Annotated in this window: 18 protein-coding genes and 1 pseudogene; 10 read left to right on the forward strand and 9 right to left on the reverse strand. The window is 44.5% G+C overall.

Going from position 1 to position 19714, the window contains the following annotated elements:
• The 3 genes from ftsY to ftsX all read left to right on the forward strand — a co-directional run.
• Nucleotides 1-1415 (forward strand): signal recognition particle-docking protein FtsY (gene ftsY / locus V7R55_RS13080; protein WP_334059853.1); only part of this gene is annotated, 1415 nt, incomplete at its 5' end.
• Nucleotides 1416-1441: 26 nt separating this feature from the next.
• Nucleotides 1442-2155, forward strand: coding sequence for a cell division ATP-binding protein FtsE (ftsE, locus tag V7R55_RS13085; protein WP_334059854.1), 714 nt, complete (start codon nt 1442-1444; stop codon nt 2153-2155).
• Nucleotides 2152-3132 carry a permease-like cell division protein FtsX gene (gene ftsX, locus V7R55_RS13090; RefSeq protein WP_334059855.1) on the forward strand — a complete coding sequence of 327 codons (981 nt, stop codon included), beginning with the start codon at nt 2152-2154 and terminating at the stop codon, nt 3130-3132. Before ftsE ends, ftsX begins: the two co-directional genes overlap by 4 nt.
• 87 nt (nt 3133-3219) lie before the next feature.
• On the opposite strand, the gene V7R55_RS13095 is transcribed toward ftsX, so the two are convergent.
• Both V7R55_RS13095 and V7R55_RS13100 read right to left on the reverse strand, forming a co-directional pair.
• A complete protein-coding gene (locus V7R55_RS13095; protein WP_334059856.1) occupies nt 3220-4455 on the reverse strand; it encodes an EAL and HDOD domain-containing protein in 1236 nt (411 codons plus the stop codon).
• Between the two features lie 153 nt (nt 4456-4608).
• Nucleotides 4609-5836, reverse strand: a pseudogene (locus V7R55_RS13100) (EAL and HDOD domain-containing protein).
• 627 nt (nt 5837-6463) lie between these two features.
• On the opposite strand from V7R55_RS13100, the gene rpoH reads away from it, so the two are divergent.
• Nucleotides 6464-7318 carry an RNA polymerase sigma factor RpoH gene (gene rpoH / locus V7R55_RS13105; protein ID WP_179984771.1) on the forward strand — a complete coding sequence of 285 codons (855 nt, stop codon included), beginning with the start codon at nt 6464-6466 and terminating at the stop codon, nt 7316-7318.
• 109 nt (nt 7319-7427) lie between these two features.
• On the opposite strand, the gene V7R55_RS13110 is transcribed toward rpoH, so the two are convergent.
• The 3 genes from V7R55_RS13110 to pip all read right to left on the reverse strand — a co-directional run bounded on the left by V7R55_RS13110 (nt 7428) and on the right by pip (nt 9981).
• Nucleotides 7428-8342 carry a bifunctional GNAT family N-acetyltransferase/hotdog fold thioesterase gene (locus V7R55_RS13110; protein WP_334059857.1) on the reverse strand — a complete coding sequence of 305 codons (915 nt, stop codon included), beginning with the start codon at nt 8340-8342 and terminating at the stop codon, nt 7428-7430.
• Nucleotides 8343-8569: 227 nt separating this feature from the next.
• Nucleotides 8570-9007 (reverse strand): D-aminoacyl-tRNA deacylase, encoded by a 438-nt coding sequence (dtd, locus tag V7R55_RS13115; protein WP_334059858.1) that lies wholly within the window; start codon nt 9005-9007, stop codon nt 8570-8572.
• Nucleotides 9004-9981, reverse strand: a complete 978-nt coding sequence (gene pip / locus V7R55_RS13120; RefSeq protein WP_334059859.1) for a prolyl aminopeptidase — start codon at nt 9979-9981, stop codon at nt 9004-9006. Before pip ends, dtd begins: the two co-directional genes overlap by 4 nt.
• A 188-nt stretch (nt 9982-10169) precedes the next feature.
• Here pip and V7R55_RS13125 point away from each other — a divergent pair, with 188 nt between their 5' ends.
• Nucleotides 10170-10412 carry a hypothetical protein gene (locus tag V7R55_RS13125; RefSeq protein ID WP_025257569.1) on the forward strand — a complete coding sequence of 81 codons (243 nt, stop codon included), beginning with the start codon at nt 10170-10172 and terminating at the stop codon, nt 10410-10412.
• The gene (locus tag V7R55_RS13130) at nt 10409-11047 is read left to right on the forward strand and encodes a DUF2959 domain-containing protein (RefSeq protein ID WP_179984767.1); all 639 of its coding nucleotides are present in this window, start codon (nt 10409-10411) and stop codon (nt 11045-11047) included. The genes V7R55_RS13125 and V7R55_RS13130 overlap by 4 nt, the downstream gene beginning before the upstream one ends.
• Nucleotides 11048-11188: 141 nt before the next feature.
• On the opposite strand, the gene V7R55_RS13135 is transcribed toward V7R55_RS13130, so the two are convergent.
• Together V7R55_RS13135 and metF are read right to left on the reverse strand one after the other, a co-directional pair.
• Nucleotides 11189-12073 carry a virulence factor BrkB family protein gene (locus tag V7R55_RS13135; protein WP_334059860.1) on the reverse strand — a complete coding sequence of 295 codons (885 nt, stop codon included), beginning with the start codon at nt 12071-12073 and terminating at the stop codon, nt 11189-11191.
• Nucleotides 12074-12284: 211 nt separating this feature from the next.
• Nucleotides 12285-13172, reverse strand: a complete 888-nt coding sequence (gene metF, locus V7R55_RS13140) for a methylenetetrahydrofolate reductase (RefSeq protein ID WP_334059861.1) — start codon at nt 13170-13172, stop codon at nt 12285-12287.
• 160 nt (nt 13173-13332) lie between these two features.
• Here metF and metJ point away from each other — a divergent pair, with 160 nt between their 5' ends.
• Entirely contained in the window at nt 13333-13665 is a 333-nt protein-coding gene (gene metJ / locus V7R55_RS13145; RefSeq protein ID WP_014950979.1) for a met regulon transcriptional regulator MetJ, read from the forward strand.
• Nucleotides 13666-13753: 88 nt separating this feature from the next.
• Here metJ and V7R55_RS13150 read toward each other — a convergent pair whose 3' ends face one another.
• Entirely contained in the window at nt 13754-14989 is a 1236-nt protein-coding gene (locus V7R55_RS13150) for a malic enzyme-like NAD(P)-binding protein (RefSeq protein WP_334059862.1), read from the reverse strand.
• 646 nt (nt 14990-15635) lie between these two features.
• Between V7R55_RS13150 and V7R55_RS13155 the strand changes: the two genes are divergently transcribed.
• Entirely contained in the window at nt 15636-15953 is a 318-nt protein-coding gene (locus tag V7R55_RS13155; protein ID WP_334059863.1) for a hypothetical protein, read from the forward strand.
• Nucleotides 15954-16126: 173 nt separating this feature from the next.
• Here V7R55_RS13155 and rpmE read toward each other — a convergent pair whose 3' ends face one another.
• The gene (gene rpmE, locus V7R55_RS13160) at nt 16127-16339 is read right to left on the reverse strand and encodes a 50S ribosomal protein L31 (RefSeq protein WP_012519872.1); all 213 of its coding nucleotides are present in this window, start codon (nt 16337-16339) and stop codon (nt 16127-16129) included.
• Between the two features lie 396 nt (nt 16340-16735).
• Here rpmE and priA point away from each other — a divergent pair, with 396 nt between their 5' ends.
• Together priA and V7R55_RS13170 are read left to right on the forward strand one after the other, a co-directional pair.
• Nucleotides 16736-18925, forward strand: a complete 2190-nt coding sequence (gene priA / locus V7R55_RS13165; protein ID WP_334059864.1) for a primosomal protein N' — start codon at nt 16736-16738, stop codon at nt 18923-18925.
• A 131-nt stretch (nt 18926-19056) separates the two neighbouring features.
• Nucleotides 19057-19635: an SPOR domain-containing protein gene (locus V7R55_RS13170; RefSeq protein ID WP_334059865.1), complete on the forward strand. Its 579-nt coding sequence runs from the start codon at nt 19057-19059 to the stop codon at nt 19633-19635.
• The last annotated feature ends 79 nt before the right edge of the window (nt 19636-19714 follow it).

Genomic DNA, 19714 nt, shown 5'->3' on the forward strand with positions numbered 1-19714 from the left:
CGAAAGCCCAAGCGGAAGAAGAGGCTCGCTTAAAGGCAGAAGCCGAAGCACAGGCGAAAGCCCAAGCGGAAGAAGAGGCTCGCTTAAAGGCAGAAGCTGAAGCACAGGCGAGAGCGCAAGCGGAAGAGGAGGCTCGCGCAAAGGCGGAAGCTGAAGCACAGGCGAAAGCCCAAGCGGAAGAAGAGGCACGCTTAAAGGCGGAAGCTGAAGCACAGGCGAAAGCCCAAGCGGAAGAAGAGGCTCGCTTAAAGGCAGAGGCCGAAGCACAGGCGAAGGCGCAAGCGGAAGAAGAAGCTCGCTTAAAGGCAGAAGCTGAAGCACAGGCGAAGGCGCAAGCGGAAGAAGAAGCTCGTGCAAAGGCAGAAGCTGAAGCACAGGCGAGGGCGCAAGCGGAAGAAGAAGCGCGCGCAAAGGCAGAAGCTGAAGCACAGGCCAAAGCCCAAGCTGAAGAAAAGCCTAAAGAGAAAAAGTCGTTATTCGCACGCTTAAAGGAAAGTCTATCTCGCACAAAAGAGAATTTGGGCAGCGGCATCGTTAGCTTATTTAAAGGCAAAACCATTGACGATGAGCTGTACGAAGATCTCGAAACACAGCTTTTAGTGGCCGACGTGGGCATGGATACTACACAGAAAATTATTGACCACTTGACTGATAGTGCTTCCCGTAAAGACCTCAAAGACGCGGAAGCGTTACTGGAAATCATGAAGCAGCAAATGTCGGGTATGTTGTCTGAAGTTAATCAGCCTCTTTCAGAAGTGATGAAGGCGCACGATTCAAGTGAAGGCCCCTTTGTTATTTTAATGGTCGGCGTAAATGGTGTGGGTAAAACCACCACTATAGGCAAACTTGCTAAGCAATTTCAGCAAGAAGGCAAGAAAGTGATGCTTGCCGCCGGTGATACCTTTAGAGCGGCAGCCGTCGAACAGCTTCAAGTATGGGGGGAGCGCAACGACATTCCCGTTATCGCGCAGCACACCGGAGCTGACAGTGCATCAGTACTTTACGATGCCTTAGAAGCGGCCAAATCTCGCGGCACAGATATCCTTATTGCTGACACCGCAGGGCGTTTGCAGAACAAGAACAACTTGATGGAAGAGCTAAAGAAAGTGGTTCGCGTGATGAAGAAGATCAACCCCAATGCGCCTCACGAAGTGATGCTTACATTAGACGCTGGTACCGGGCAAAACGCTATTAGCCAAGCTAAGTTGTTTAACGAAGCTGTGGGCTTAACTGGTATCACCCTTACCAAATTAGACGGTACAGCAAAAGGCGGTGTTATATTCTCTATTGCCGATAAGTTTAAAATTCCTATAAGGTATATAGGTGTTGGCGAAAGTATCGATGATTTACGCCAGTTTGACGGACAAGAATTTATTGATGCCTTGTTTAGCGAAATGGACACACCTGAAAGCTAAAATCAGCAAAGCGGTAGGGAAAAATAATGATAAAGTTTGAGCAGGTAAGCAAAACCTATCCAGGCGGGCAACGCGCGCTTAGCAAGGTAAATTTTCATATTGCACCGGGCGAAATGGCCTTTTTAACAGGGCATTCTGGTGCGGGAAAAAGTACGCTTCTCAAACTTATCAGCATTATGGAGCGCCCAACAGTAGGGCGCGTTTTCATAAATGGTCACGACCTTAACACCATCACCCGTCGAGATATTGCCTACATTCGTCGCGATATAGGCATGATTTTTCAAAGCCACCAATTATTAATGGATAAATCAGTTTTTGATAATGTCGCTTTACCGTTGGTGATTGAAGGATATACGCACAAAGAAATTCGCAAACGCGTAGATGCTGCCCTTGAAATGGTGGGTCTTAGAGACAAAGCGCGCTGCTTACCCATTACGTTATCTGGTGGTGAGCAACAGCGCGTAGGTATTGCGCGGGCAGTCGTAAATAAGCCTCCTTTGCTGCTTGCCGACGAGCCAACCGGTAACCTCGACCCTAAACTTTCAATGGAAATTATCCGTTTGTTCGAAGATTTCAATCAAGCGGGGGTATCGGTGCTGATTGCGACTCACGACTTAGGACTAATTGCGCGTATGCGCTACCGCACGCTCACCCTTAAAAACGGGCAGATGATTACTGATGGTCTAACCGATGACATAGGCAATGTGGGTTCAAGTGATGGCGAAGGAGAGTGGTCGTGAGTATTTTATTTAAGGGGCGGGCACAAGGCGCATCCTCATCAAAAGTGGGCATGGTACAAACTATTATCATGTTCTTTGTCAGTCATGTGCGACAAGCCCTGTCTAGCCTTGGTGAGCTTTGGCGACAGCCATTAGCCTCGTTAATGACAATTGGCGTGCTGGGTTTAAGTATAACCTTGCCAAGCACCCTTTATATCATGGTAAAAAACACGGAGAAAATTACCGCAGGCTGGGATCAGGCCTCAGAAATTTCTCTTTTTCTAAAGCCTAATATCAATGCTGCAAGCTCACAACAACTCATAGCTAGACTAAATACTTGGTCTGAAATAGATAGTGTAGTTTACATTCCTGCAGATGACGCACTTAAAGAGTTTCAGCACCTATCTGGCTTAGGTGATGCTATCGCATATCTGGAAAAAAATCCGCTGCCGGATGTCGTACTAGTTACCCCTAATGAAAAGCATGCTTCACCTACTGCTGCTAAAGCACTGTTAGACAAGCTGCGCCAACAGCGAGAAGTAGACATTGGCAAGCTCGACATTGAGTGGTTAGAGCGGTTGTATGCGGTCATTGATATCGCAAGAGACTTAGTTACCTTAATTGGTCTGCTCCTGTTTATCGCTGTGGTGCTTATTATTGGTAACACCATTCGCCTGAATATCTTAAATAAGTACGATGAAATTGTAGTAATGAAGCTAGTAGGGGCGACAGATGCATTCATTCATCGCCCTTTCTTATACACGGGCTTCTGGTATGGCCTACTGGGCGGGTTAATGGCTTGGTTTGCCGTAATCATTATTTTATGGTGGATGGACAGCAGCATCACAACGTTTGCTACCATGTACCAGAAAGAATTTAATATCACTGGGCTCACTGGCACAGCATTATTAACCATGTTGGGGCTTTCTGTGCTGCTAGGTTTACTTGGGTCGCTTATCTCTGTCCAACGTCACGTAAAAGAGATTGAGCCCAAATAAAGGTGGTGACGCAAAATGTCTAGTTATGTGCTAATCGGCCTCTTGGAGTTAGCCTAGCGTAAACGCATCGCCTCTATACATAACTTTTTAAGCAATAGCTCGTGGGTAGTGTGAAGATATAGCGCTGCGCACGCCGTTGCCCCAAGTAATCGCTTGGTTATAAAGCATGTGTAGTTGCTTTTGATCAATGTCTAGCAACTTTGCTTGCTTGATAACGTTCATCCACAGTGCGCTCTCGAATGCGCGGACTAACGTCATATAATTGTTCATTTCCAAGTTCTTACCTAATAAGGCGTCATTCACCTCTTCAGACAACGGAAGCTGTTTCACAATGTCTGTCATAGACTGATCGAGTAAACCTTCAAGTAAAGAAAATAGACCAACTAAGAAAGAGATCGGCGGGTTATTTTTAATGCCTCTGCGCTCAGCAAGCAAATCAAAGAATTTCGCGCGCACAAGTGACATATGTATGATCTCAAGAGGTTTCTCGTCGCCTAAGTTAGTTAAGCTTAGTAGTGCAATAAATTTCTTAATCTCAACTTCACCCATGTAATTAAGGGCGTGCTTTAACGATGTAATCTTATAGCGCTTATTGATGGTTGGGTTATTAATGAATTTTAGCAATAAGAAGCTGAGTGTGGCATCGCGTTCAATAATTTGGCTAATGCGTTCTATGTTAAAGTGAGTACTTGAGCTTTCCCCCATCAAATCAACGATATTCATTTTAGAGGCTGGAAGCTGCTTAAGGATGCGCGCTTCAGGCTGAGAAAAGAAATAACCTTGGAAAAAGTCGAAGCCCAAATCTACGCAGGTGGTGAAGTTGTCTTGGGTATCAACTTGTTCGGCAACTAGCTGAACATTTGCATCATGATAGCGGGGGATGTGCTTTTCAATGGTTTCAAAGCGAGTCTTAGCGACGTCTACTTTTACTATATCAATTAGCGGGAAAATATCATGTGTCGCGCCTACCATCATAGGATCGTCAATAGCGAGCTTAAAACCAAGCTGCTTGATGTGCTGGCATGCTTCGAACAGACCGTTGGCGTTATCGGTAGGATCGGCCAGCTCAACAACAACCGACTCAGGGTTAAGCGAAGTGGGAAAGCGTGAAATAATGGTATCAGATGAGAAAGTGATAAAGGATGTTTTCTCACCGCTTATATCGTCAAGCCCTAGTGGGTGAAAGTGCTCTGAAATATATTTAGTTTTCTGATCACTGTGTTCTGGGTATGCACCAGATTTACCATCCCTAAATAATAGCTCATAAGCAAATACATTTTTGCTTTTGTCTAAAATAGGCTGGCGAGCTATGAACGCAAACATAAACTATTCCTGAGGCAACATGGTTTGACGACGTTTCTATTGGTATTGGGTGGGCTTAGAAAATATGTAGCCACACCCTAGTCTATGATATGTAGGCATAATCTAACAACAAATCAATGATTATTTTGATAACTCATTCTTTTACTGTGCTTATTAGTCATCTTTCAAAGCCGAGCTATGAATGTGCTTTGCCCACTTAATTGCTTCATTGTAGTAGCTGTGTAGTAGACTTTGCTTCATTTCATACTTAGCGGCAAATTGTTTAACGCCAGCCCAGTTAGCTCGCTCGAAATACTGAACAAGCGTCAAGCAATTACGTAGCTTGCTGGGTGTCCCGCAAAGTGCGTCTTTAACATCATCGCTGATCGGAACCTTGCTCACTAGGTCGTCAATACGTTGCTCCATCATGGCGTCAAGTAGAGACAACAGCCCGGTGAGGAAGCCTTTAAGCGGGTTGTCAGAAGCCTCAAGCTGGGTAAACACTAATTCACAAAACTTTGCACGAACCAGTGCCATCTGCATCAACTCACTGGGTTGACCATCGCTTAAGTTGGCAAGAGCAAGTAAAGAGATAAACTTCTTCACTTCTACCTCACCCATAAAGGTTAGCGCATGCTTTAGTGACGTTATTTTATGGCGCTTGTTTACCATAGGGTTATTGATAAAGCGCAGCAGCAGGTAGGTAAGCGATGGATCTCTTCCAATAATACTATTCACATCATCGAAATTAAGCTTGGGTTGGCTACTTAGGGTGAGTAGTTCCATCATAGTTAAGCTGCTTGGCCCCAACTTTCTATGTCTTACAATTTCCGGCTTAGCAAGGAAATAGCCTTGGAAGTAATCAAACCCCATATCTTTAAATTTATGAAACTCTTCATAGGTTTCAATCTTCTCAGCAACTAGCTTGATTTTGTTTGATTTAAAACGCGCCACCAAGGCGGGTATTTCATCGTGAGGAATCTCGGTGATATCAATTTTCACGACACTGGTGAAGGGAATAAAAGCTTCCCATTTTCCCTTCATGTCATAATCATCTAAGGCAATTGGATACCCCAATCCGCGGATGTGCTTACAAGCCGCAACCAAGGCGCCATCTACTTCTACCGTTTCAACGATTTCGATCACAACTTTGTCTGCATCTAGCGACGTGGGAAAGCGAAACATTAGCGTATCTCGATGAAAATTGATGAACGCTTTTTTGTCTCCGGTAATTTCTTCAATGCCCAAACTTAAGTGGGTAGAGGTGAGAATTTTCGAGGTGGCCTCGTCGGGGGGGGATATCTGGAAAACAATTTTCCTCGCCCACGCGAAAAAGTAGTTCATAAGCGTAAACCTCTCGGTTTACATCAAATATGGGCTGTCTAGCGACGTAAGCAAACATCAAATTCCTCTTTGCTTTACTTGCCTTACTCCTTCCTTAAGTATTTCCCTTCCAGTTTTTTATTATTCTTGTCTGGAAAATGCCATGCAGCGGTCGTAGTGCAAAATCGATTGATACAATCTAATATTTTCAATTTCCGAAGAGAAAAGCAAGATATAAAATACTCAATTAGTAAACGTATGGCTCTTCTGTAAGATTTTGAGTACCCGTAATAATGCAGGCTGCCAACATTTATGTTCGCGCTGATGTAGGAAGCGTATAAACGTTAGAATTCATATCAGTGAGATTAGCTTTTAATTCTTGCTATGTAATTAAAGTATAATATCGTTATAGTTAAATGACCTACCCAACTCCTACTTAATACAGGTCAGTCATTGAACGTATGTGACGTTAGTGGAGTATGAAGTCAAGAGAGCTTGCGCCCATAAGAAAGGGCGAGAGGTTTTGATTGAAAGAGTGCTAAATAGATAGTTCTTTCTTAAAGTTGAACTTTTTTTCTTATTCTAGGTCTTGATATTGTAGAAATAGTCACTATACCTACATATCGGTTAGACTTCATATCTTAATTAGGTCTCGCGCAGCTTCAGTTACTTTGCTAATATGAAGCGGCAATAAATGAGGTGAACAATGAGCAACAATTTGCAATCTATGGCCCTGTCAGTGCCACACAGCGGTAGCATCGAAGGCTACATTCAAGCTGTAAGCAGCATTGATATGCTTAGCGCTGAGGAAGAGCGCGAGTTGGCAGTGCGCCTTCGCGAAGACGAAGACTTACAAGCCGCTCGTAAGCTAGTAATGTCACACCTTCGTTTTGTAGTGCACATTGCAAAATCTTACTCAGGTTATGGCTTACCACAAGCCGACTTAATTCAAGAAGGTAACATCGGTCTGATGAAAGCCGTTAAGCGTTTCGACCCAACAGTGGGCGTGCGTTTGGTTTCTTTCGCGGTTCATTGGATCAAAGCAGAAATTCATGAATTTGTACTTAAAAACTGGCGAATAGTAAAAGTTGCGACAACTAAAGCGCAGCGTAAATTATTTTTTAACCTTCGTAAGGCGAAAAAACGTCTTGGTTGGTTTACCCATGCCGAAGTGCAAACCGTTGCAGACGAATTGGGTGTGAGTACGAAAGAAGTGCTTCAAATGGAAGCGCGCATGAGCTCTCAAGACCAGGCGTTTGATCTAACTGCGGATGAAGATGAAACAGGTAATTTTGCACCAGTTCAATATCTAGAAGACAAGTCTTCAGACGTTGAAACCGACGTGATTAACAATGATTGGGATACAGCGGCGAGCAAGCGTTTGTATTCAGCCATTAAAACGCTAGATGAGCGAAGCCAAGACATCATTGAAACCCGTTGGTTGGCAGACAACAAAATCACCCTGCAGGACTTAGCTGATAAGTATCAAGTTTCTGCAGAGCGTGTTCGTCAAATTGAAAAGAACGCGATGAAAAAGCTTCAAGCTGCTATGGTCGCGTAGTAGACGCAGTACATAGCTTACAAATAGCTTAGTTACGAAAAAGCGCCTTAAAGGCGCTTTTTTTATGTGTATATTTTTATCGCAAGTGGTAACGCGTCAGCCCGCAACGCTACTCTTCTTCGTTTTTAGAAGGGGGAAGAACGTAGAATACACCTTCAAATTCCGCTACTGGCGTATCGCCATCTAAAATAGCCACACTTAGCTCAAACCGTGCTTTTTTATCGTTTTCTAGCGGCTTAAACTTACCCGATAAGGTTTCGATATTACAGATGGCCCTTGGCTTCATAGTGATGGGCTTGTGGTAATGGATATCACCATCGCCCAATACAATGTCACCGTCTAATCCACGCTCTTTAAGCTGCAAGTAAATCATGCCCCAGCCCGTTAACGTGGCTAAAGAGAATATACTGCCCGCAAACATAGTGCCGTGTATATTAATGTTTTTATTAAGCGACGCGCGGGTTTCTAGAGTACGCCCGGTATATTGGTGTAGCTTGATACCCATGTGTTCGGTGATAGGTATGGTCTCTGACCACGTCTCTTGCAGTGATTTACACCATTTAGGATGTAATACAAGGGTATTGCTTTCAGTGAATTTCTTGACCATTTGCTGGCGTTTTAGCATACCTAATTCGTTAGGGGCTTCACGCTCAATTTCAAAGCCGCAAGCACTAAAAAAGTCGATGGATATTTCGCGGCTATTTGTTACTGCTCGCTCAGCACCTAAGTCTTTGGCCACGTTTTCTAGCGCGGCCATGATCATTTGACCTAAGCCTTTGCGTTGATGTTCTGGGTTCACAGCGATATGACGAATTTGCGCCTCTTCAGCCGTATTCAAATGTACGCGGCCACAGGCTACGATTTCGTTCTTACGATTGGTAATAACGCGGTGCTCGGCAACCTGTTCATATTCGTCTTTTTCAGAACCAGGTGGAAAATTCCATGGTTGGCGTAAGTGCTCCCATCGAAACTGATAATAGGCTTCAAATTCGACGTCGCTTTTTGGCGTAACTACCTTGTACACAATAAACCGACCTTCTTAAATGAGTGAAAGAGTATTTAAACGTAAGAACCCATGAGGTACAAGCTTAATTATGTAAGCATATATGGGGTGATGAATAAGTGACCCGTAATAGCTTGTTCTGCGCTCACTTAACACTTATTTTAACTAAGTGGGTACAGATACCTGTAAACTTAAATGGTGTGTGATGAACCAAGATGTAAAGTGCGGACACCCTCAATGTAGTGCTTTTAAACGTGAAAGTGAAACGTCACAGGGCCATCGTTTATAAGGCCAACTTGCATGTCGGTACCAAACTTACCGGTAGCTACTTTCATGCCTTTATCTTTAAGGGCTTGTACAAATTGCTCATAGATAGCTTGACCATGTTCTGGGGATGCACCGCGGGAGAAACCTGGACGATTCCCTTTTTGAGTGTCTGCAACAAGCGTGAACTGAGATACCACCAGTATTTCGCCATCGACTTGCTCAATATTTAAATTCATTTTGCCGTTTTCATCGCTAAACATACGATAACGACAGAGTTTATTTGCAAGTTTTTCTATTTGCGCTTCGCCGTCATCCTTTTCAACACCTAACAGCACCAACATGCCTTTGCCGATCTCACCAATAACGTTATCGTCTACAGTTACGTTAGCTTCCGATACCCGTTGGATAAGTCCTATCACTTTGATGACTCCTGAATAAAGCGTGACATGTCGCGAGTAGCGCGGCAAAGGGCGTATCCTATACTGGGTTCGGATGTGCTGTGCCCCGCATCTGGGATGATTTGTAACTGGCTTTGAGGCCATGCTTTGTGAAGTGCTTCAGCAGCTTCTGTTTTACAAATCATATCGTAGCGACCGTGAATAATAGTGCCCGGAATATGACTTATTTTGTCAATGTTTTCAAGGATGTAGTTTTCATCTAGAAAGCATTTGTTAGAAAGGAAGTGGCACTCTAACGTTGCTAGGCAAGTGACCAGTTGCATGGGGTAATTGTCAGTAGAGTCACCTACGCCGGGGGGTAAAGTAATACGCGATAATCGCTCCTCCCACTGATACCAGCGCTTTAAGGCTGCGTGACGCAGTACATCGTTGCTAGAGCGTACCATTGCGCTATAAAAACTGCAGACTGCGCTTGATGTCAACGGTGTAGGCACATCCTTGGTGAATTTGCGGTAGTACTCGGGAAATAGCTGCGCAGCGCATCCATTTGGAGATAAAAACCAATCTCTGTCTTCTTGCCTAGCTAAAAATACGCCACGAAGAATGAGACCTGTTACTCGCGGGGTGTACTTTAGAGCATAAAGTAAGGCAAGCGTAGAGCCCCATGAGCCGCCAAACAATAGGAATTCAGGTATTGAAAGGTGTGTTCGTAATGCTTCTATATCTTCAACATTCGACCACGTGTCGTTGTTTATCGTATCAGCGAGAGGGATAGAGCGGCCGCAACCACGTTGCTCATAACCTATAATGCGATACTTGTTGCTATCAAAAAAGCATTTGTAGTTAGGGGGTAAGCCTGCGCCAGGCCCGCCGTGAATAAAAAGCACGGGGATACCGTTTGGATTGCCACTTTGCTCGAAGTAAAGCGAATGCCCACTTCCCACTTCGATAAATCCGTTTTCATAGTAGGTAACATCGGGGTAAAGTCGTTTCATTTTGTTTCTGCGCGTTGTGTGAGTGCCTGTTTTAGTTTAGTTTATTGTTATACAAACGTTTGCGTGTTGACTGCTTCAACGCTGTTTTTGCTTTTAAAATAAGCGATAACTACTAACTCTATACTATAGAACAAGTGTCATTACGTGCTAGCTAATCATATTATAGTCATAAATGCGAGGATGTTGATATGGCAGGTCAAGGATCGGGCGGTAACGTAATCGCCGCAATTTGTAACTTCTTTATTCCTGGGTTAGGTCACCTGGTACAAGGAAGAATTTTAGGTGCATTGTTCTTTTTCATCACAGTAGGCGTATGTTATGCCTTAGCTGCAACTGTGGTACTAGCCATTGTCTTTTGGCCGTTAGGGGCTCTTTTGCATTTGATTTGTATTATAAGCGCAGCACGTTTTAGAGGTGGAGTAACCGCATGAAGTTAATCGCATCCGCATTTGTTGCTATGCTTGCCCTTAGTGGGTGTCAGTCTGCATATTACGCAGCATGGGAAAAGGTGGGCGTTGAAAAGCGCGATATCTTAGTTGACCGCGTTGAAAACGCTAAAGAATCTCAGGAAGATGCACAAGAGCAGTTTAATTCTGCGTTAGAAGCATTCAGTGCTGCAGTTGCGTTCGATGGCGGAGAGCTAGAAGACGTCTACAATCGCTTGAATGGTCAATACGAAGACAGTGTTGCCGCTTCAGAAGAAGTGAGTTCACGTATTGATAAAGTGGAAAGCGTTGCTGAAGCTTTATTTGATGAGTGGGCAGAAGAGCTTGAAAAATATGAGAACGCATCGTTGAAGCGGGATAGCGCAGCAAAGCTTCGCGAAACCAAGCGTCGCTATTCTTCATTAATGACAGCTATGCGTAAAGCTGAAAGCAAAATGCCACCAGTATTAAGCGCACTTCAAGACAATGTGCTGTACCTTAAGCACAACTTAAATGCCAGCGCCATTGGTGCACTGCAGGGCGAACTTTCTACAATTGAAAACAATGTTGCTCAGCTTATCAGACAAATGAATTCAGCTATCGCTGAGTCTGACGCCTTTATATCTTCAATGAAAAACTAGCCGTTAGTTAGGCATCAATTATAAAGAAGGGAGCTTGCAGCTCCCTTCTTTCGTTTTATACGTTTTTTGAGAGCATCTGTGCACACTGGTTTAAAGCCGCCCCGAAAGGTAAATCATTACTACGCCTGTACCCTTGGTCGACTATTCCTTTGGAACCTTGCGCGGCTCGTTTTCTGCTTTACGGTTTTCAAAAGCTTCGCCTAAGCTGCACGTGAATTCTGCACCGAACAGCACAATTATCCACGACAAATACACCCATAAAAACAGGATAGGTACCACCGCAAGGGCACCATAAATTAACTCATAAGACGGAAAGTTTGTTACATAAAGCGCAAAGCCCGATTTAGTAATTTCAAAAGCTATAGTGGCAACAATTGCGCCTATAAACGCATGGCGGGCAAATACTCTTCTATTTGGCACTACCATGTATAAAATAGTGAATGCAAGCATGGCTGCACCGCTGGGTACAAGGCTGAGTAAGAAGGTACCAAGACCTGGCGTGTATTCTTCAGTGAATGCCGCTAATCCAGTCAAATAGGAACTGACCACTACACTAGAGCCAATCAACATAGGGCCAAGCGTGATTACCATCCAGTAAATAGCGAAGGTATACACAATAGGTCTGTCACTTTGCGTACGCCAAATTCTATTTAAGGTTTTATCCACGTTTGATATCAGCATTAGCGCAACGACCAGTAGTGACAAAATGCCAATGGCGCTCATTTGTGAGGCGTTGCCCACAAAATCAGTCATGTATTTGTGTACCACATCGCTGGCGGTGGGAACAAAGTTACTAAATACAAAATGCTCTAGTTTGCTTCTTACTGATGCGAAGGCAGGAAAGGCCGACATTATAGTGAAGGTCACCATAATAAAGGGTACTAAAGATAACAAAGTTACATAAGCCAAGTGCCCAGCAGAGATAGTAATGTTGTCCTCTCTGCAGCGTTTTATAAAGATGCTGAAGAGTTCCCTTAGTTGAGGGGTAACATTGTTATATAAGGCTTTAACCTTGTCTAAATCCACTCGACTTCTCCTGGCGATACCCTCTGGCCGATAAACAGTGCGATCTCTTGATGGGAGACCTTACGGTATCAATAGTTCAATTCATATTACAGCAAATGGTAACTGGCGTTGGCGTTACTGGCAAAAGGTTAATGTATTCTTTATACAACAAAGGCGCATGAAGTGCGCCTTTAGTCATCTACTCGTGTAGTCTTGTTACCGCTATACAAAATCAATCGCCTGAGCGTACACCCAACATGTGGCAGATAGCATAGCTTAATTCACTGCGATTTAAGGTATAGAAATGGAAGTGCTTAACCCCTTCTTTTGCTAAAACTTTCACTTGGTCCATAGCAATGTTAGCGCCGATTAGATTGCGGGTGGCTTGGTCGTCGGCATCAAGGCCGTCGAACATTTTGTGCAACCATCCCGGTACATGAACATTTGTGAAGCCCGCGAATTTCACAAGTGTTTGGTAGTTGGTTACCGGCAATATACCCGGAACGATATCTAAGTCGACACCAGCTGCGGCAGCGCGGTCTCTAAATCGCAGGTAAACACTTGTGTCGAAGAAGAACTGGGTTATCGCTTCGGTAGCGCCAGCTTCGGCCTTGCGTTTAAGGTTTAGCAAGTCGAATTGCGCATTTGGCGCTTCAGGGTGTTTTTCCGGGTAGGCAGCAACTGAAATATCAAAATCGGCAACGTCTTTTAGTAAGGCAACAAGGTCAGAGGCATACATTTCTGTTTTGTCGACCCCTGGGGGTAAATCGCCACGAAGTGCAACAATACGGCGAATGCCTGAGTCCCAGTAGTCTTTAGCAATTTGCTTCAGTTCGTCACGGCTTGCATCAACACAGGTCAAGTGAGGAACGGCAGCAACACCAGTCTGCTGTTGAATGCGTTTTACAACGTCGTGGGTTCTGTCACGCTCACCGCTGTTGGCACCGTAAGTCACCGACATATAGCTTGGCTTTAACGGCGCTAGACGTTCAACCGACTTCCACAGGGTTTGTTCCATGGCTTCCGTTTTAGGCGGAAAGAATTCAAAAGATACATCAATATCACGCAGTTCCGACAGGGACTGGTTTAATGCATCGATACCTTGTGCGTAAGAAACCATGGTTTATACTCTCAAAAATGTAATCTTATAGACGTTTAGACGTCTAAATTAAAGAATATATGTCTAGACGTCAAGAGGTTTACACTGCTCAATTGACCTTTTCGTGAACTTGTTTAGAATTTCTCTTCATAATATAAAAAGAGTAGACCGAGTTAGTACAATGGCAGAATGGAACGGTAAATATATTCACCCCTACGCAGAGCATGGGAAAAAGAGCGAACAGGTAAAGAAAGTCACTGTCTCTATACCTATTAATGTGCTTAAAGCGCTTACTGATGAGCGTACCCGCCGCCAAATCAACAATTTGCGCCACGCCACTAATTCGGAACTGTTGTGTGAAGCATTTTTACACGCGTTTACCGGGCAACCTTTGCCTAACGACGATGACCTGCGTAAAGACAACCCTAATCGCGTGCCGGCTGAAGCTAGGCGCATTATGGAAGAAATGGGTATTGATCCAAGCTTCGAAAATGATGTGTCTGAAGACGACTGATATCTAGTATTAAAGAGAAACGGCCCTGTGTTGTATGTTAGCGGATGTAAGTGATAATCTTCAACACAGCGCCGTTTTTTATTTACTTTTATTCTTCTGGGCTTTCAGGCACTCGTGCAACGCCCGACTCAATAGCCGCCTTAGATACCGCAGTAGCGATACGTTCACATAAACGCGGGTCCATAGGTTTAGGAATAATGTACTCCTTACCAAATGTCAGGCTATCGCTTTTGCTCGCAGCTAATACTTCTTCTGGAACGGGTTCTTTTGTGATAGAGCGAAGGGCTTCAACCGCCGCCACTTTCATCTCATCATTAATGGCCGTCGCGCGAACATCAAGGGCGCCGCGGAAAATGAACGGAAAGCACAGTACGTTGTTTACCTGATTAGGATAGTCTGAACGTCCAGTTGCCATAATTAGGTCTTTACGTACTTCGTGAGCGAGCTCAGGCTTTATCTCTGGGTCAGGGTTAGAGCATGCAAATACAATTGGGTTTTCAGCCATCAAAGAAAGCGCTTCTGGCGGTAAAACATCAGGGCCTGATACACCGACAAAGATATCTGCGCCTTCCATAACGTCTTCAAGAGTGCGCTTATCGGTATTGTTAGCAAAAAGCTTCTTATGCTCAGTCAAGTCTTCGCGACGAGTGTGGATAACACCTTTTCTATCTAACATGTAGATACGCTCGCGTTGGGCTCCACACTTAATCAATAGCTCCATACAGGCAACCGCTGCTGCGCCAGCACCCATGCAAACGATTTTAGCGCTCTCTATATTTTTGCCCTGAATCTCCAGCGCGTTAAGCATACCTGCTGCGGTTACAATAGCGGTACCGTGCTGATCATCATGAAATACTGGAATTTTACAGCGTTTAATTAGCTCTTGTTCAATCTCAAAGCATTCAGGCGCTTTAATGTCTTCTAAGTTAATGCCGCCAAATGTATCGGCGATATTCGCTACCGTATTAATGAACTCTTCGGTCGTACGATGCTTCACTTCAATGTCAATGGCATCCAGGCCAGCAAAACGTTTAAACAGAAGGGCTTTACCTTCCATAACAGGTTTCGATGCCAGTGGGCCTAGGTTACCCAATCCTAAAATTGCCGTTCCGTTACTAATAACAGCAATAAGGTTGCCTTTACCCGTATACTTATAGGCATTATCTGCATCTTCGGCGATTTCTCTCACCGGTTCGGCTACGCCTGGGCTATAAGCAAGAGCAAGATCGTCGACGCTATCGGCAGGTTTAGATAGCTCTACGCGGATCTTTCCAGGTGTGGGTTTGGCGTGATAATCGAGTGCGCGTTGTCTAAAATCTGACATGTAAAAAGGTATCCTTAGATGTAGGGTTCATCAGTGTTTTCGTTCACGCTCTGTAGCTATTTTATTATTGTTATAGTTATGGGTAGATAAACGTAAGCGCGTTACAACCAACTAATGACAAAAGTGATTATAAATAGTTGTTAGCACTGGTGTGGTATGTTGGAAATTGCAGACCTAGCGTTAACTCTGCGTGATTCTCCTCACATATCGCTGTTGATATTAGGCCTAACATGTAGGCCAAAATTTAAACACAAAAGCGCCACAAGTCTTAGTATTAGAGCATTATTCATAATATTAATGCTCACTATCAAGGTGCCGATCGCAACTCTAACACAGCTAATCACTGTGTACATATCTGATCAGAATTCTCAATTATCAATGTAGGTTAGGCATACTAATTAGACCAGTAAAATAAGCCTATAATTGCCATTCATACAATTTATTTTTAACCCTGTTTTCATTCTGTTGGTGTATTGCAAGGCAGCGTGTTGATAGCGTGTTAGTGTGACTGATAGTCTATTAATCCATACCCGTAAACACAGTTCTTAAAAATATGAATTCTAAAAACCGTCTCTTTATTTTTAGGTTTTATATTTCTGATAAACTAGGATAAAGGCCTCTCAGGATAGCTTTGAAGACAAAGAATATGACAGAAAGAAAACTAATCGCAGTGCTAACTGACGTGTGTGACAACGTAAAATGTGACGATAACGGATTCGTCTGGCTTACTCATCTTGGGTCTTGGAAAACACCTAAAGTTATTGCCGTGTTTAATACGGAGCAGCAGAAGCAGCAAGCGTTGATTAATGGTTGGGATATGGACTTTATAAATCAGGTGAATATTGCGCTTGAATCTATAAAGTCTATTCCCGTTGGTATTTATTTTGATAGTGAAGAAGCGTGTAAAAAACAAAGTAGAGGGGACTGGGATAAACACTTGTCAGGAGTCAAAAAGCTTCATTAAGCATAATGAACGCTTTGCTTTTAAATGTAAGCGATATTGATATGGTCAATTAGCTCTAAATAAGAGGCGTTGCCAGCAAGGGAAGTCATTCAATGTTAGTTTTCTAGCGTAAGTAGTCACCTTCAGGCAAAAAAAAGCGCCATAAAGGCGCTTTTTCGAACTCGATATCAGGCTTACTTTTTGCCCAATGCACCGAAACGCTTCTTGAAGCGATCAACACGACCACCAGTATCAACGTTACGTTGCTTACCAGTGTAGAATGGGTGACATGAAGAACATACGTCTAGGTTGATGTCTTTACCAAGCGTAGAGCGAATCTTCATTACGTTACCACATGAGCAAGTTGCTGTGATTTCTTCGTATTTAGGGTGGATATCTTGTTTCATTGGGTTACCTCAAATAATAAGGCCGTATCGCTATACAACCCGAAGTCGCACACCATACGTTACTTAGTTCAAATGATAAGTCGTTTAAAGAACAACCTATCGCAAAAAGAGCGGCGCATAATATAGGATGGAAGTGCCTCGATCAAGTGGTTTATGCCCAATTGTTAAACAAATTAGCCAGGCAAGAAAACTACCCAAGGGAGCTACACAAACAACATTCCTTTCATGCTTTAACGTAAAGTATGTTTAAATATTTACCTTTCAAGGCTATACCCACGGACTCTAATAGCAAATGATGGAATGCGTGGCCAAATAAGTATTTTCAGTGTTAGCAAAATCAGTACAAAAAGCACACTGTGCCCTGTTAGTTTCAACAAATAAGGTAGAACGTTCGCAATGGCCTATATTCAAGTTGCCGTGCCAGTGCCACTGCGCCAACTTTTCACATATACCCACGAAAAGGAACTCAGCGCGGGTGTAAGAGTGATCGTGCCTTTTGGTCCACGCAAATTGGTGGGTGTGGTCGTTGAAACCCTACAAAAACCTGAAAGTGAAATTGATAATACCGATAAGCTAAAAGCCATTGAGTCGGTAGTTGACGACACTCCGGTTATAGACGGTGTGTTGCTGAAAATGGCCCAGTGGCTATGGCAGTATTATCATCATGCACCTGGTGAAGTGCTGCACGCCATGCTGCCTGTTTTACTGCGCAAAGGCGAGTCGGCGGCCCCCACGCCACAAGACATGCTAATGCTTACCGAAGAAGGTAAACAAACGACCGCAGACACGCTATCGCGGGCGCCTAAGCAACAAGCTTGTTTTACTGCACTGGCTGGTGGTGCCTTAATAGCCTCGCAAGCGCGAAAGCAGTATGGTGCTCCTGCAGTTAAAGCACTTGTCGAAAAGTCATTGGCAAGCATCGAGGACGTCGCGCCTGAATTTAGGCCAGGCAGTTGGCTTGCCTCGTTATCGGTGTCTGAAAAGCCGGTTCCAGACACAGAACAGTCGGTTGCTATTGCCGCGCTTAATCGGCAGCAAGGTAACTTCGCGGTAAGTTTGCTTGAAGGGGTAACCGGTAGCGGTAAAACGGAAGTGTATCTTCAGGCTATTGAACCCTTACTGCGCGACGGAAAACAAGTACTTATACTTGTGCCAGAAATCGGGCTTACGCCCCAGACGGTATCTCGCTTTGAAAAGCGCTTTGGTATTGCGGTTGGCATTTTACACTCTCAGCTCTCTGATAAAGAAAGGTTAAACGTTTGGCAGCGATCTAAAGCTGGCGAACTTGGTATTATTATTGGTACCCGCTCGGCTATTTTCACGCCATTACACAATCCCGGTATGTTGATTGTGGATGAAGAGCACGACGAGTCGTTTAAGCAGCAGGATGGGCTGCGCTACCACGCTCGTGATTTAGCTGCCATGCGTGCCAAGCAGCATAATATTCCTCTTTTGCTAGGCAGCGCCACGCCCGCGCTTGAGACACTTAATAATGCGCTAAACGGTCGCTATGCCCATTTGCAGTTAACTAAGCGAGCGGGAGGTGCGAAAAGCACGCATCAGCATGTGTTGGACGCGCGTGACCAACCCATTCACTACGGTATTTCGCAAGGCTTGCTAACGATAATGCGCCAGCATATCAACGCGGGAAATCAGGTATTAGTGTTTGTGAATCGCAGAGGCTATGCGCCAGCACTGCTGTGTCATCACTGTGGTGAAACCGTAATGTGCAAGCGTTGTGACCGGCCCTATACCGTACATAAAGCGCAGAACCGACTACAGTGTCATCACTGCGGTGGCATGCGCTCAATGCCATCGAACTGCGAGGCTTGCCATCACAATGAATTAGTTACGGCAGGTACGGGAACCGAGCAAGTGGAGCAAGGGCTTGCAAGCTTATTTCCCGGCGTTAAACAAGTACGAATAGACAGCGATACCGTGCGGGGCAAGGACAAACTGCACCAAACACTTGATGCCATTAATCGCCAAGAGTATCAGCTGCTGGTTGGCACTCAGATACTGTCAAAAGGTCACCATTTTCCTCATGTAACCTTAGTGGCGGTGCTCGATTGTGATGGTGCTCTTTTTAGTGCGGATTTCAGAGCTCCAGAAAAGCTTGCCCAGCTTGTAACTCAGCTTGCTGGAAGGGCAGGGCGCGCCAGCAAACCCGGCGAAATGTGGCTTCAAACTCACAATCCACATCACCCATTGCTGCAAGATTTAGTGCACAATGGCTATGGGCATTTCGCACGGCACGCATTAATGGAACGAAAAGCGGCGTGCTTGCCGCCTTTTATTAGCCAATTTGTTATTCGTGCAGAGGCTACCGATGGTAGTTTGGCTTATCGCTTTCTACAGGAAAGTAAGCAGGTGTTTAACGAACGACACGCCATTGATATAAACGGTCCGTTTCCTTGCCTGATTGAAAAGCGGCAAGGCAGGTTTCGGTTTATGCTGGTGTGCAGCCATGAAAAGCGTGCACCGCTTCACAATGCGCTACGTTTGGCGCTGCCATTTTTACAGGCGTTGCCACAGGCAATGAAGGTAAGGTGGTCAATAGATATCGATCCTACCGATTTCAGTTAGCTTGTTGGGGAGCAATACGTTAAAATTTTGGCAGGATTGAAGGTGTAGAAACACTGCTTCTTCATAAGAATTGGTATATGACGTTTTCTTACGCATACAAACAACGATAACAAGTAGGAATATTGCCGACTATGGCTCAACGCGATTATGTCTCTCGTGGACGCTCTCCTCAAAAAAAGAAACCTGCCGGTAAAGGTAAAAAGCCAGCAGGAAACGCGCAAGTTAATGCGTCAGTTGCTGGAAAACTTCCTATTGTGCGTCTTATCGGTGTATTTGCATTGGTTATCGCCTTTGGTGCGTTTTTGTGGTCGATAAAAGACAATGTTGAAGATGACGTAGATGCTCAAACATCACGTCCTGTTGTACCTACCGAAGAGTCTTTACCTGAACTGCCTGAGGAAGAATGGGAGTACATCAAAACCCTGCCAGGATACGAAGTAGAAGTCGAGGTTAAAGAACAAGAAAAGTCTGACAAACGCTATCTAATGCAGTGCGCCTCGTTTAGAACCCGTGCCCAGGCTGAAGAGATGAAAGCCAAAATAGCATTCCAAGGTTTAGAGGCACTTATCAGACACAGCACCGGCAGCAACGGTGATTGGTTCCGTGTTATTTTGGGCCCTTATGAGTCTAAGCGCGATGCGGAGAAAGCCAAGCACAGCCTGCGTAAGGTGAATATTGCCACATGCCAAATTTGGTACTGGAATTTGTAGTTGTTTATTATAGTAATACTTAATGCGCTGCATTCGGCGCGCTGACAGCGCGTAGGGAAAGGATGCGTTTACAAGGAAG

The sequence above is a fragment of the Alteromonas sp. S005 genome (assembly GCF_036864475.1).
GTDB lineage: Bacteria > Pseudomonadota > Gammaproteobacteria > Enterobacterales > Alteromonadaceae > Alteromonas.